The 14,990-nt window shown below is 39.8% G+C and carries 13 protein-coding genes; all 13 read left to right on the top strand.

Features of this window, described 5'->3' with window-relative positions; translation table 11 throughout:
- Positions 1-251 precede the first annotated feature (251 nt).
- The 13 genes from ACWNM1_RS23950 to ACWNM1_RS23890 all read left to right on the top strand — a co-directional run bounded on the left by ACWNM1_RS23950 (position 252) and on the right by ACWNM1_RS23890 (position 14,425).
- Entirely contained in the window at positions 252-776 is a 525-nt protein-coding gene (locus tag ACWNM1_RS23950) for a GNAT family N-acetyltransferase (protein WP_449602900.1), read from the top strand.
- Between the two features lie 291 nt (positions 777-1,067).
- On the top strand, positions 1,068-2,279 hold the full coding sequence (locus ACWNM1_RS23945) for an MFS transporter (protein WP_449602899.1): 1,212 nt from the start codon (positions 1,068-1,070) through the stop codon (positions 2,277-2,279).
- 52 nt (positions 2,280-2,331) lie between these two features.
- Positions 2,332-2,691 carry a GIY-YIG nuclease family protein gene (locus tag ACWNM1_RS23940; RefSeq protein WP_042188371.1) on the top strand — a complete coding sequence of 120 codons (360 nt, stop codon included), beginning with the start codon at positions 2,332-2,334 and terminating at the stop codon, positions 2,689-2,691.
- A 75-nt stretch (positions 2,692-2,766) separates the two neighbouring features.
- The gene (locus tag ACWNM1_RS23935; protein ID WP_449602898.1) at positions 2,767-3,246 is read left to right on the top strand and encodes a DUF6530 family protein; all 480 of its coding nucleotides are present in this window, start codon (positions 2,767-2,769) and stop codon (positions 3,244-3,246) included.
- A gap of 137 nt (positions 3,247-3,383) precedes the next feature.
- Positions 3,384-3,716, top strand: a complete 333-nt coding sequence (gene csaA / locus ACWNM1_RS23930; protein ID WP_449602897.1) for a chaperone CsaA — start codon at positions 3,384-3,386, stop codon at positions 3,714-3,716.
- A gap of 243 nt (positions 3,717-3,959) precedes the next feature.
- On the top strand, positions 3,960-4,886 hold the full coding sequence (locus ACWNM1_RS23925) for an aminoglycoside phosphotransferase family protein (RefSeq protein WP_449602896.1): 927 nt from the start codon (positions 3,960-3,962) through the stop codon (positions 4,884-4,886).
- A gap of 247 nt (positions 4,887-5,133) precedes the next feature.
- Complete coding sequence (locus ACWNM1_RS23920; RefSeq protein ID WP_449602895.1) at positions 5,134-7,785, top strand: endo-beta-N-acetylglucosaminidase; 2,652 nt, start codon at positions 5,134-5,136, stop codon at positions 7,783-7,785.
- 231 nt (positions 7,786-8,016) lie between these two features.
- Positions 8,017-10,629: a phosphoenolpyruvate synthase gene (ppsA, locus tag ACWNM1_RS23915; RefSeq protein ID WP_449602894.1), complete on the top strand. Its 2,613-nt coding sequence runs from the start codon at positions 8,017-8,019 to the stop codon at positions 10,627-10,629.
- A gap of 230 nt (positions 10,630-10,859) precedes the next feature.
- On the top strand, positions 10,860-11,237 hold the full coding sequence (locus ACWNM1_RS23910) for a VOC family protein (protein ID WP_449602893.1): 378 nt from the start codon (positions 10,860-10,862) through the stop codon (positions 11,235-11,237).
- Between the two features lie 163 nt (positions 11,238-11,400).
- Positions 11,401-12,087, top strand: coding sequence for a FadR/GntR family transcriptional regulator (locus ACWNM1_RS23905; protein WP_449602892.1), 687 nt, complete (start codon positions 11,401-11,403; stop codon positions 12,085-12,087).
- 38 nt (positions 12,088-12,125) lie between these two features.
- A complete protein-coding gene (locus ACWNM1_RS23900) occupies positions 12,126-12,908 on the top strand; it encodes an ABC transporter ATP-binding protein (protein ID WP_449602891.1) in 783 nt (260 codons plus the stop codon).
- 116 nt (positions 12,909-13,024) lie between these two features.
- Entirely contained in the window at positions 13,025-13,873 is an 849-nt protein-coding gene (locus ACWNM1_RS23895; RefSeq protein ID WP_449602890.1) for a sialate O-acetylesterase, read from the top strand.
- A 30-nt stretch (positions 13,874-13,903) separates the two neighbouring features.
- Positions 13,904-14,425 carry a PadR family transcriptional regulator gene (locus ACWNM1_RS23890; protein ID WP_449602889.1) on the top strand — a complete coding sequence of 174 codons (522 nt, stop codon included), beginning with the start codon at positions 13,904-13,906 and terminating at the stop codon, positions 14,423-14,425.
- Positions 14,426-14,990: the final 565 nt, after the last annotated feature.

Raw genomic sequence — 14,990 nt, 5'->3', positions numbered from 1 at the left:
TTTTACCATTACCGTTCAAAACGGTGAAGTTGCTGCCAGTGTTCTATTACATCCACGGAGGCGGTTTCGTAGCAGGAGGACCCGAAGTAGTAGAGGAGATGTGTAAGCTTGTGGTCCTTGCTAAAGAAGTTAAACAGTGTCATTACATCGGAACAATTGGGACGAGCAATGATTCAGGTAACGATTAACGGGTATCCAAGACCCAGAATAGAAAGTAATGAGCTCAAATCCATGATCAGGAGATTAAATCAATGAACATTATCATTAGACAAGAAAAAGCCCAAGATATTAACGAAGTCTACCATGTAGTCCGAAAATCATTTGAAAATGCGGAATATTCAGATCATGATGAGCACAATTTGGTAAATAGACTAAGGAGCTCGACAAAGTTTATTCCGGAGTTATCTCTTGTAGCTGAATATGAGAATAAGATCGTCGGTCATATCCTTTTTACAGAAATTCTAGTGGGTGATCAAACTCTGGTTGCGCTTGCACCTGTTGCAGTACTACCAGAAATGCAAAGCAAGGGCATAGGGAAGCTACTGATTACTGAAGGCCACAAAATCGCAACACAGCTTGGATATAAAGGCTCAGTCGTTTTAGGTCATGATAAGTATTATCCGAAGTTTGGTTATAAAAAAGCTAGTCAATTTGGTATAGAAGCACCTTTCGAAGTTTCAGACGATAATTTTATGGCCGTTGAGCTTATAGATGACGGTCTCTCAGATGTCCATGGCGTTGTCAAATACGCTAAAGAATTTTTTGAAATTAGATAAACGTAAAAAAGTGGAGCAAATGCTACGGCAGTTGCTCCACTTTTTTATTTGTTTACAGAATCAATTAACAACTTTAAAAAAAGGATTGTGGAATATCGTTACTGAAAACGGCTTGACGAACGACACTATCCTGTATAAAATGAAGCAGTGATTTAGTAAATTAGTAAATGAGTAAATTAGTAAATAGGAGTGGTGTATTGAAAATACCAACAACGTTTAAACATAATCATGTTGTCATGTTGGAGGGTTTTGACATGGTGTAAAAAATAATAAAGGATATGGGGAATTAAAATGTTTTCTAATCGTTATGTTCGAACAATTATCCTCTCCCGTGTGTTATTGCAGCTCGGAATATGGATCCGGAATTATGCTGTCCTTCTTTATGTATCTGAATTGACGAATAATAATCCGGTAGATGTATCTCTGATATCGGTTGCCGAATTTGCACCGATCTTTCTTTTTGGTCTTATTGGTGGGACCTTTGCCGACCGATGGCGGCCGAAGAGAACCATGGTATGGAGCGATTTGTTATCTGGCTTGTCCGTCGGGGTGGTGCTGATTGCGGTCACGAATGGCGAATGGATTGCGCTTCTTATCGGATCTTTTGTATCTGCCAGCTTATCTCAATTTTCTCAGCCTTCGGCGATGAAACTGTACAAGAGACATGTGCCAGCTGAACAGCTGCAAGGCGTTATGGCGATGTCCCAAACCCTTGTCGCTGTCTTTACGGTTTTGGGACCCGTTATCGGTACGTTTATTTTTATTAAGTTTGGAATTCACGTATCTCTGATCCTGACAGCCGTTATGTTTCTGGGCTCTTCGCTTATATTGTCTTCCCTTCCTCGGGATGAAGAAGAACCGAAGTCAGGTAAAGCCAGCGGCTTCATCAAAGAGTTAACGGCTGGCTTGCGTTACATCGGGTCGAGTAAACCCTTAAGAACACTTAGTTTAACTTTCTCAGCGGTGGGTTTGGCATCAGGACTAACTCAGCCGCTTCAGATTTTTCTTGTCATCGAGAACTTAGGTAAGGACAAACAATTTCTTCAGTGGCTTGTGATGGCTAGTGGGGCAGCCATGTTAGTAGGCGGAGCTGCAATAATCGGGATAGCCAAAAAAGTAAGGCCACAGCTATTGCTTTTGATAGGCTTACTCGTCAATGCCGTCTGTACGGTTGGAATGGGAGCTTCTAAGCAAATTTGGCTGACGATTATTTTCTTGGTGATCAGTGGTTTGTTTTACCCTTGCATTCAAGGAGGGATTCAGACACTTCTTGTGCGAAATACCGAAGGGGCCTTTATTGGCCGAGTTTCAGGAGCAATCATGCCTATTTTTATGGGAATGATGGTGGTTGGCATGTTCATTTCCGGCTACCTAAAGGATAAGTTCTCCTTGATGGGCGTATTTATGGCGAGTGGTGTATTTGTGATTATTGGGGCGCTTTTTCTGCTTCCTATTGTGGTTAAGAAAAGAAGTAAAGTGGAGCTGGAATTGCTGGGAAAATGAAATCCAACTACAATTTCCATGAATTTATTATCTGCGATAAGGAGAGGAAGATATGGATATGAATAAACGCAAAGAGCTGATCGAGGAGTACAAACAGATTAAGATTTATATGGGTGTTGCTCAAATCAAAAACCAAATCAACGGCAAAATATTTATCGACAGCTATCCTAATTTGAAAAACAAATGGCTTACCCTGCAAATGCAGTTGGATTCAGGGAGATTTGCAAATGCCCAGCTCCAGAAGGATTGGAAAGAATTCGGTGCGGATGCGTTCACCTATGAGGTACTAGAACAGAAGGAGATAGATAAGGTAACTGATATGCGCTGGGAACGGAAGAAAATCTTAAAGCCATGGTTAGAGAAGTTACAGCCCTACGGAGATAAAGGTTATAACAAACCACGAATTGACTAACGATGAAATCCAAGATAAGATGAAACCGTCGTTTAGTAAATTAGTAAAATAGTAAATGGAAGGAAGAAAAAAACCATGAAAATACCTACAACTTTAAAACATAAGCCTGTTGTCGTATCGGAGAATTATGAGAAGGTTGACGGCCGAATGGCTGGAAACACGGATGCGAAAGGTCTTTCCTTAGGATTGGCGCAGTGGAATGATCGAGGAAAGGTCGATATTTCGGCTAAGGTATGGAGATATACCGGGGAAAAATGGTCCAGACAATCGGAGGAACTGCCTCTTCATCGCGTGCTTGATTTGTCCATTCTAATTTGCCGGTCGTTAGAACATTTCCGCGAAGCGTATCGATATGAGAATTTATATGATCCGGAGCAGCCCGTCATCGACAGAGTTGGCCTGCAAGGGGATGCGATGACTGTAGCGGTATGTACAGATAATGAGCGAATTAATGATGATATTAAGCTGTTTAATCAAGCTCTTAGCGATGACGATGAAATGATCGGTGAGCGTCTGAGCACGTTATCCAAAATATTAAAGGATATGGGATATTAAACAGTGAGTGGTAGTCAAACAGGGCAAAAAAGCCTTTGTGACTGCCGCTTTTTTTTAATTACACTACGATTAAATTTCAGAATCAAAGTAGATAAGCAAATAAATTAAGAAAATATTATTTAAAGGGAGAATGCTATATGGCTACTATTGATGATTTTTTGAAACTGGATATTCGTGTTGGAACAATAATTAAATCTGAATTCTTCGCCGAAGCAAAAGTTCCTGCGATCAAGCTTGAGATTGATTTTGGAGAAGAGATCGGAATAAAGAAATCAAGTGCACAAATTACTAGAAGATATGTGGCTGAAGATATCATCGGAGAACAAGTAATTGCGATAGTCAATTTTCCTCCTCGACGAATTGCAGGCTTTAATTCAGAGGTATTAGTCCTTGGAGGTGTACCTGAAAAGGGTGACGTAATTCTATTGAAGCCAGATATGGAACTGCCGAATGGAACACCGATTGGATGATTTTCCTGAAATATAATTAAGTCAAATACTTAACTAGTTGATCCCCTAAAAATGTCCCCTCTGTTCAATAATGCTCAGTTGCGGATAATTCAATTATAATTGTTTTTACTATCCAGTTTATCAATACTATCTGGTAAGCTGTACATAAATTGATCGTATTAGTAAACGAAAGGTTAAGAAAATTTCGAAATAGTCCTTAAAGGATACAGATCCGAGACTATTCGATTTATAGGAGTTGAAGCAATGGTGACGTATGAGAAACCGAGATTGGCCATAAGTGAAATTAAAAAACTATTAGAAAATCATCTTGGGCCTGGTTCGACTGAGATTAAACCGCTTTCTGGTGGCAACATAAGTAATGTGTTTTCATTCAACCACGAAGGGAAGGGATATGTTGTGAAATTCAGTGATCTGGAAGGAGCATATGAAACGGAACACTATGTATCCCATTTGCTCTCAGGTCAAAACATCCCATTCCCCAAATGTTTGGTGTTAGGGAGAATTAACCAGTTAACTTATTTAATCATGGAACGAATGGAAGGACGGAATCTATCCGATTTCACAGCAGAGGAACAAACTCATCAGTTGCCTGAGATTATTGGTATTTTGAAAAAAATGGCTGAAGCAGATATAGGGTCAACTAACGGCTATGGGTGGATCACTGCTGACGGCAACGGATCCTATGTATCATGGAAAGACTTCGTCGTTGCCGTAAATGCGGAGGATCAAAGGGGAACGTTCTGGGAGAACTGGCATGATCTCTTCCGTACTTCTTGCTTGGAGAGAGATGTATATGAAGAAATATACGGTCGGTTGATGGACTACGTACCCTATAATGAATCGTACAGAAGCTTTATACACGGAGATTTTCAACAGTGGAATATTTTGTCCGATGGAACACGAATTACCGGCATCATCGATGGGAATTGCATGTACGGTGATTCTCTCATAGACCTTGCGATTCTCGATCGGCATATGCCGTGGAGTGATGTCATTAAGACATATCAAATCAATCAAGAGAAAGCCAACATAAAGGTACCTTATTTTAAAGAGCGACTAATGGGAGCCTATTATTTCAAGGGGCTCGACGGACTACGCTTCTATGCTAAAATGGGATGGAACGATGCTTATCAGAACACACGGCAATTTCTTTTAAACCTGAATACTTAACGTCAGGATACATAACTTGTAATCCAAAACAAGTCTAGTATTAATTCTAAATGACATAAAAAGATTGAGAGCCCCCATTTGTTTAAATTGGGCTCTTTTATTTATGGAGTGCTGTCTGATACTAGCTTCAGACTTACAATCTGTAATATTTGCACCTGGACTTGTCATTAATCCACTATCTAGAGCTTTGTCCAACTTGATAAAATGTAAGCGCAATCATAAAAAATATCGATTGGAGGAGTACGGCATGAAAAAGATTGGAACAGGTTTTATATTCTTATTTGTGATGTGCGTAGCATTATCTACTACTGCGTTCGCTAAACAGCCTTATTCATCCTACTGGTTTCCAGAGCAATTGCTTCAGTGGAGTCCGGCATCCGACCCGGATGCGGTATTCAACCGAAGTACAATTCCGCTGCAAGACCGCTTTGTGACAGATGGAGTCAATGCTCATGCAACAAAAGCGCCAAAAGTTATGGCTTTATCAGCACTGAACTCGGGAACAAGTGGTGTGCCGTCACAGGGATCAGACAAATTTGGAGCTAATACGTTTACTTATTGGCAATATGTTGACAAGCTGGTTTATTGGGGCGGATCTGCCGGAGAAGGGATCATCGTACCGCCAAGTGCTGATACGATCGACGCAGCACATAAGAATGGCGTACCGATCGTCGGAACGGTGTTCTTCCCGCCAACTGTTTATGGAGGGAAATATGAATGGGTGAAGCAAATGCTTCAGCAGAACAGCGACGGTTCCTTTCCTGCTGCAGACAAGCTGATCCAGGTTGCGAAGTATTACGGATTTGACGGTTGGTTTATTAACCAGGAGACTGAAGGTGGAACACCGGCTGATGCCCAGAAAATGAAAGCTTTCCTAAGTTATCTAGAATCGCACAAATCTTCATCTATGCAAATCGTATGGTACGACTCCATGACCAAGGAGGGCAGTATCAGTTGGCAAAATGCGCTAAATGACAAGAATGCAATGTTCCTGCAAGACAATAATAAGAAAATAACAGACAATATGTTCCTGAACTTCTGGTGGAAAGATCTTAAAAGCTCGGCAGAGAAGGCCAAAAGTTTAGATAGAAGTCCGTATGACCTGTATGCAGGGATAGATGTTGAAGCCAAGGGCTACGATACGAATGTGAACTGGAATCTGCTGTTTCCGGATGGTCAACCTGCCGTCACTTCCCTTGGTATCTACCGTCCAGACTGGGCTTTCAACAGCGCAGAAAGCATGGAGGATTTCTTCACACGCGAGAACAAATTCTGGGTGGGGCCAAACGGAAATCCGGGTAACACCGTGAGCGATCAGGCCTGGAAAGGAATCGCGAACAATGTGGTAGAATCATCCCCTGTAAATAAGCTACCTTTCATCACCAATTTCAATACAGGAAGCGGGCAGAAATATTATGTCCGAGGGCAGCAGGTACGAGATAAGGGATGGAATAACCGGAGCCTGCAGGATATCCTGCCAACATGGCGCTGGATCGCAGACAGCAAAGGAACTTCACTTACTCCAGAGCTCGATTGGTCCGATGCGTATTACGGTGGCAGTTCGCTGAAGGTTTCAGGTGATCTGAGCCATAACAATGCAACACATCTGAAGCTCTACAAGACAGACCTCAAAATCGAAGCAAGCACAAAGCTATCGGTTACTTATAAAACACTGAACAAGCCTAGCTTGAAGGTAGGTCTTGCTTTTGCAGACCAACCGGACCAATTTATCTTTCTTAATGTGAAGGATAAGACAGCACCAGGCTGGACTACCGAAACTTTGAATTTGACCCCATACAAAGGGAAACGAATCGTAGCAGTATCACTTTATTTTGATACCAAGGATACAATTAGTAATTATAGTATTCAAATTGGCCAGCTTTCCATCCAAAATACCAACGACCCGGTTAAAACGCTACCAGCGGTTCGCGAACTGAAGGTTACTCAATCCGATTTCCGCGATGGAATTTATGGAGATGCTAGATTGGAGTGGAAACCACTTGACCAGCAGGTGAAGCAATACGAAATCTATCGAGTACTTCCAGATGGCAGTGAGGTTTTATTGGGCGCAACGCCAAATCATGTGTTTTACGTTCCTGAGATGAGAAGAATAGACAAAGAAACGTTAACAGCATTAAAGGTCGTTGCAATCAATGGAAGATACGAGCAAGGTCAGGCCTCCAGCGCGAAGATCAGCTGGCCAGCTTATCCGAAGCCGATTGCAGAGTTTAAGGCTGATCGGACCTTGGTAGCTCCAGGTGAGAGCGTAAACTTCACCGACCTGTCGACCGAAGTGACAGAAGAATGGTCATGGAGCTTCGAAAGTGGTAGCCCAGCTGTCAGCACATCGAAGAACCCGGTTGTAATGTTCAATCAGGAGGGCGTATATAACGTGTCACTAACTGCAACTAACAGTTCGGGCCAAGACACAATTATGAAAAAGGCGCTCATTACAGTGAGTAAGGAAGCTGGTGCGGTGAAGAATTTAGCACTTGGAAAACCCGCAACAGCCGATCATGCATGTGGAGACAAGGAAGGCGCACCAAACGCAGTTGACGGTAAAGTGACGGATAATAGCAAATGGTGTGCACTTGGAAATCTGCCTCATTGGCTACAAGTCGATCTAGGAGCCGAGCATCAAATCAGCACATTTATCATCAAGCATGCTCAGAGTGGAGGAGAATGGTCCGGGTTTAATACAAGCGATTATACCATTCAGGTGAGTAACGACGGAACGAACTGGATGGATGTTGTAAACGTGCAAGGAAACTCGGCAGCTGAGTCGACAGACGCGATTGCTTTGGTGAAAGCTCGCTATGTAAAATTAATAACTCTTAAGCCCACCCAAGGAGCCGATACAGCAGCACGAATTTACGAGTTTGAAGTCTATGGGTTGTAGTTCGGTTCGAACCATGGTATTTGAATAACAAATAATAGCGGGAAACACAAAAAAGAACCTGAATAGCTTTCAGGTTCTTTTTTATTGCATATAAAAAGACACGATGATATAATCGGATCACGACTTCGAAAATTATAAAGGCATAGATAATGCATCTTATATTTATAATATACCATGCAGCTAAACTCTTGTCAAATTTTTTCTCATTTTAATGGTTAGGAGAGATATTGTATGCGTTCATTGGTTCTTGGTTTTCAGGAAATAGAAACAACACAGCTTTTGCTCGTGGGCGGAAAAGGGTTGAATTTAGGGCGATTATCAACTATCGAAGGAATAAAAGTACCAGAAGGATTTTGTGTTTCAACAGTGGGCTACCAAAAAGCCATCGAAAAGAACGAAAAGTATCATATTTTATTGGATCAACTATCTATGTTAAACGTAGACGATCGAGAGCAAATTGGTGAAATCAGTAGGAAGCTTCGACAACTCCTTATGGAAGTAGAAATTCCTTCTGATGTTGTGACAGCAGTTACTCACTATCTCTCCCAACTTGGTGAAGAACAGGCTTATGCAGTACGCTCTAGTGCAACTGCTGAAGATTTACCACATGCCTCATTTGCCGGTCAACAGGACACCTATTTAAATATCATCGGAAGAGAAGCAATCATGCAGCACATAAGCAAATGCTGGGCATCTCTATTTATGGATCGCGCGGTAATCTACCGCATGCAAAATGGTTTTAACCACAGACAGGTATATTTATCTGTTATCGTGCAAAAGATGGTTTTCCCTCAGGCTTCAGGGATTTTATTCACAGCGGATCCGATGACTTCTAATCGAAATCTGCTATCTATTAATGCCAGTTTTGGGCTCGGAGAAGCTCTGGTCTCTGGCTTGGTATCTGCCGATTGTTATAAAGTACAGGAAGAGGAAATCGTCGATATGATGATAGCAACCAAAAAATTGGCTATCTATGGATTAAAAGAAGGTGGGACAGAGACCCTGAAAATCGATCTCGATCTGCAAAAGACTCAAACCCTTACCGAACAACAAATTTTACAACTGGCACGCTTAGGTAGAGAGATTGAAGCTTATTTTGGTTGTCCTCAAGATATCGAATGGTGCTTGGATCATGATACTTTTTATATTGTTCAGAGTCGGCCAATCACTACTTTATACCCGATCCCTGAAGTAAATGATCAAGAAAATCACGTTTTCGTATCTGTCGGTCATCAACAAATGATGACGGATCCCATTAAACCACTAGGATTGTCTTTTTACCTGTTAATCACTCCTGCACCCATGCGTAAGGCCGGTGGAAGGTTGTTTGTTGATGTTACACATATGCTGGCTTCACCTGTCAGCAGAGATAATTTCATAAATACCCTTGGGAAATCCGATCCGCTGATAAAAGACGCATTTATGACCCTAATAGAGCGAGAATATGTAAAATCGTTACCAGATGATAGAAAAGACCGGAATCCCGTTAATAGCAGTAAAGATAGTTCGTCAGAAGGTTTTCAAGCATTAATCGAAAATGATCCGGCAATCGTTTCTGATTTGATTAAGAACAGTCAAACGTCGATTGAAGAATTAAGACGAAACATCCGAACGAAATCAGGAGCAGATCTATTTGATTTTATTCTTGAAGATCTCCAGGAATTAAAGAAGTTCTTATCTGACCCACAAAGTACAAAGGTTTTTATGACTGCTATGAACGCTTCGTCATGGATTAATGAAAAAATGTACGAGTGGTTAGGTGAAAAAAACTCAGCAGATATGCTTTCTCAATCTGTACCAAACAACATTACCTCGGAAATGGGTCTGGCGCTTTTGGATGTTGCAGATGTGATTCGTCCTTACCCGGAAATAGTTGATTATTTACAACATGTAAAAGATGATAATTTTTTGAATGAACTGGTTAAGTTTGATGGTGGACAGGCAACTCAAGACGCAATCTATGCTTATCTCAACAAATTCGGAATGCGATGTGCTGGTGAAATCGATATTTCGAGAACGCGTTGGAGTGAAAAGCCGATTACACTTGTCCCCATGATTCTCAGTAATATCAAAAACTTTGAGCCTAATGCTGGCAATCGGAAATTTGAGCAAGGCCGACAGGAGGCTTTAGAAAAAGAACAAGAGTTATTAGATCGATTGAAGCAATTACCGGATGGTGAACTAAAAGCTGAAGAGACAAAACGAGTAATCAGTTTTATCCGGAATTATATCGGTTACCGTGAATATCCAAAATACGGCATGATTAACCGCTACTTCATTTATAAGCAGGCTTTACTGAAAGAAGCCGAACAACTCGTAAAAGCTAGCGTTATTCATGAAAAAGAAGATATATTCTATCTCACTTTTGAAGAACTTCACGAAGTCGTACGCACAAATAAACTGGATGAACAGATCATTAGCAAACGAAAAGACGATTACATTTTTTTTGAAAAACTTACTCCGCCACGTGTAATCACATCTGATGGTGAAATTATTACAGGTGAATACAAACGAGAAAATCTGCCAGACAAAGCGATTATAGGTCTCCCTGTTTCTACCGGAGTAATAGAGGGACGAGCTCGTGTCATCTTAAACATGGAAGAAGCAGATCTGGAAGATGGCGATATATTAATCACCGCCTTTACTGACCCTGGCTGGACATCATTGTTTGTATCTATTAAAGGCCTGGTCACCGAAGTTGGTGGACTGATGACCCATGGAGCCGTTATCGCTCGTGAATATGGCTTGCCAGCAGTTGTCGGAGTGGAAAATGCCACTAAGCTGATAAAAGACGGGCAACGAATTCGTGTGAATGGAACAGAAGGTTATATTGAAATATTGTAGAGGTATTTAAAAATAAAAATAATTATTGATGTTCTCTTTCGCTGATCTGAAATTCGGTTTAATGTAGGAAAAGAAAGTAAATAATATGGGGATATGGATAGCCTCTGAAACAAAGCCAACTTATATTTGCAAAAGGGGAGTTCGAATTAATATTCCTTTACGTGAATATTCGTAATAAGGTATATTGAAAAAGCAATAAATTAACCCGACTAAGAAGGAGAGTATAACTTATGATTAATAAAATTGGACAAATTATGTTATATGTAAATAACCAAGAGGAATCCAAAAAATTCTGGACAGAAAAGCTAGGATTTGAGGTGATTTTAGACGAAACAAATGGCCTTATGAGATTTATCGAGCTTGCTCCGAAAGGTGCAGCGACTAGCATTGTTCTTCATAATAAAGAGTTGGTTGCCCAAATGAATCCTGAAATGAATCTCGGAACACCTTCTTTAATGTTCTTTTCGGATAACTTTGATCAATTGAATCGAGAGTTGAAGGACAAAAATGTTACGGTTGGAGATATTGTAGAAATTCCCGGTGGAAGAGTATTCAATTTCGCAGACGGTGAAAATAACTACTTTGCGGTAATGGAAAAAGGGCAATAATATTGAGTGAACATGCAATAAGGCTATAGTTAAATAAAATACGTCAGCAGCTAATCAAAATGATTAGCTGCTTTTTCATTCCCATAATGACCGTTATAAACTTCAAAATCTTACTTGTTAAGTAAAGAATATCATGATATTCTGCAAAAGAGGAGATGATCAGATGTTTGAAAAGGGGTCGTTCCAACCCGTTCAAGCCACTAAGTTAGTGGACGATGTTGTTAATCAAATACAACAAAAAATCTCAACAGGAACCATCCTGCCAGGAGACAAATTACCTCCAGAACCTGAATTAATGCAATTATTTAATGTAGGGCGATCAACGATAAGAGAAGCAGTCCGTGTGTTAGTTCATGCTGGTCTATTGGAGAAAAAGCAGGGTTTTGGAACTTACTTAAAATCCAGTCCTATTATTCAAGAACCACTTACCCATCGTTTACTTCGTGCAGAATTAATTGAGGTCTTTGAAGCTCGAAAAATGATTGAATTAGAAATCGCAAGATTAGCAGCTCTACGGCATGATGACACTGACTTATTCAACATGCGAAAACATTTGGATACAAGAGATATGGCTCTAAAGCAGAATGATCGTGAACTGTATGCAAAATCGGATATAGAATTCCACATGGCTGTAGCAATGGCAAGCAAAAACGCTGTAATCATTGACTTATATAGAACGTTCACTCATATTTTGTCAGATGCAATGAGTAAATTAAACCGTAATTATAGTTTCCATGATCCTCAATCCGACTACCATGAACAAGTGTATGAATCTATTAAAAATGGGGATTCAGATCAAGCAGTACAATCGACGCTCAAAATTTTAAATGGAACACTTTCTGAGCTTTAAATTCAATATAGACATTCATGTAGAGGAGGAATTTGGGCATGATTATATCACTCAAAAATGTATCATGGCAACGTGATACAACAATGATCTTACGCGATATGAATTGGGAAGTGAAACAAGGGCAACACTGGTGTATCGTCGGACTAAACGGTTCAGGCAAGACGACGATGCTGAACGTAGTAAACGGCTATATATGGCCGACGACTGGGCAAGTCGAAGTGCTAGACCACCGCTTTGGCGATGTGGATCTTAGAGAGTTACGGAAACGAATCGGTTGGGTCAGCACCTCGTTGCAACAGAAGCTATACGGCCACCAGACTGCGCTGACCATCGTCCTCAGCGGAAAATTCGCAACTATCGGTTTATACGACAAGACGAATGAAGAGGATCAAAAGCAAGCCGAGGAGCTGATGGAATTTCTAGACTGCTCTTCCTTAGCCGCTCGTACATACGATACCTTGTCGCAAGGCCAGCGTCAGAAAGTCCTCATTGCACGCGCACTTATGGCCAATCCAGATCTATTGATCCTTGATGAGCCTTGCACAGGACTCGATATTTTTGCCCGAGAACAGCTGTTGCAAATGATTGAGAAGATTACGAAGCAACCCAATGGACCAACTTTGCTGTATGTAACGCATCATATCGAGGAGATAACACCATGCTTTACACATACTTTGCTGGTGAAGAACGGAGAAATCTACAAAGGGGATGAGACAGACAATTGCTTGCAGTCGGATGTGTTAAGTGATTTCTTTGATACCCCCGTTGAAGTTCAGGAGCATCACAATCGCAAGTGGCTTACACTTGCCGGTGATAAGTAGGATAAGGTGCCTAGCAATTGCTAGGCACCTTTTGTTTTCTTATTTGTTGACAAATAGTCTAATTAGACTAATAATATAAACAGTCTAATTAGACTATTGAAGAGAGGATGAGAATAATGATCAAATCATTTCTAATGATTGGACAGTCAAATATGGCTGGACGAGGATTTATACATGAAGTACCCCCGATTTATAACGAGAGAATACAAACGCTACGTAATGGTAGATGGCAAATGATGGCTGAACCTATTAATTATGACCGTCCTGTTTCAGGAATAAGTCTGGCAGGATCATTTGCGGATGCATGGTGTCGTGAAAATGAGGAAGACATCATTGGCTTAATTCCTTGTGCTGAGGGTGGGAGCACCATTGATGAATGGGCTGTAGATGGGGCACTTTTTAAACATGCATTGCAAGAAACTAAATTTGCTATGCAAAATAGTGAATTAACGGGGATTTTATGGCATCAAGGAGAAAGTGATAGTAGTAATGGCAGCTACAAAGTCTATTATCAGAAATTACTTTTAATGGTTACGGCCCTTAGAAAAGAGTTAGATGCTCCAAATATTCCATTTATAATTGGTGGCTTAGGGGATTTTTTAGGCAAAGAAGGATTTGGGAAACATTGCACTGAATACGAGTTGATGGATCAAGAGTTACAAAAATTTGCTTTTGAACAAGATGATTGTTACTTTGTTACAGCTTCAGGTTTAACTTCTAATCCGGATGGTATTCATATCGATGCAATATCTCAAAGAAAATTTGGGTTACGATATTTTGAAGCTTTTATTAATAAGCAACATGTACTTGAGCCGCTAATTAATGAACAGGAGTTGTTAAGTCTCCATAATGCAAGAACACACACTAAAGCGGAAAAAAAGTATATATTGAGTATGGATTTTGCTTTGGGAAAAATTTCATTTGACGAATTTCAAGCCAAGTTTATACAAATCAACAATGATTAAACCTAGTAGCATTTCGACGGAGGCGTTGAGTTGATAATATTACTGATTTTAGGATTATTAAAACAAAATCCAGGGGCTCACGGTTATGAATTGTTATCCTTAATGGAAGAAAAACACTATAAATATATAGTGAATTTCACCAAAGGGTCCTTTTATTATAATCTTGGGCAATTAGTAGAAAAAAATTATATTGTAAAAGTTGACCAAAGAGACAGCACCAGAGAGACACATAATTATAACATCACGGAATTAGGGGAAAAAGAGTTTGAAAAGTTGATGTTTAAATATGGATCTAAGACAGACTATATAAACCTATCTTTTTATGTAGCAATGTTATTTTCAGATGAATATAAAAAAGAAGAGCTAACTAAATTAATTGAAATACAAATCGAACAAACTAAACAGAAGATTTCTTTAATACAGCTATCTCTTGAGAACGATGAAAATATCACTGCTTATTTTAAAAAAATGTTAGAAAATTCGCTTTCCCACCATATAGTAAATGTTCAATGGTTTGAAGGATTGCTTGAAGATATAAAAAAAGAAAACTGATCACAGCTCAACGATTATTCTAGTAACCTATTTGAACATACGTTTTTCTAGTTCATATAGATAAAGATCAAGAATTTCTTTACTTTCAATATCTTGACCTACAAAAAAAACTAAAGTTGGGTCATTCACGGGGTATGCATAAGTAAGGTATGTTCGGTGTATAAAATCACAGTCCATCTTTTTTAACTTAAAGTCCAATTGATACTTATCTTCTAAATAGACTTCGAATTGTTTTTTATGGGCTATGGACTTCCATGGTAATCCGAAGAATAAAAAGTATATTCCTATAAGAAATATCAAAAAAATCATTTGAAAGAACGTTTTTTTACTTAGAATGGGATGTTTCATTTATTAATAACCCTCCTTGTAAAATAAGACAAAAACGAGCCTCTAAAATCACTTTTAGGCTCGTTTTGCGTTTCGTGAATTGTATTTACTTATTTTAGAATCCTTCCCACTACTAATATATATTTTAAATAGTCGCCATAATTACCTGTTGTAAACTCCGTTTTCTGCTGAAATACTTGATTTTTTGTGAGGGCTGGACGAGGACGTAGTTGTTCTG

Source organism: Paenibacillus sp. Marseille-Q9583 (assembly GCF_976954365.1).
The sequence above is the reverse complement of the archived record's forward strand: the minus strand, read 5'-3'. Positions and strand labels throughout refer to the sequence as shown.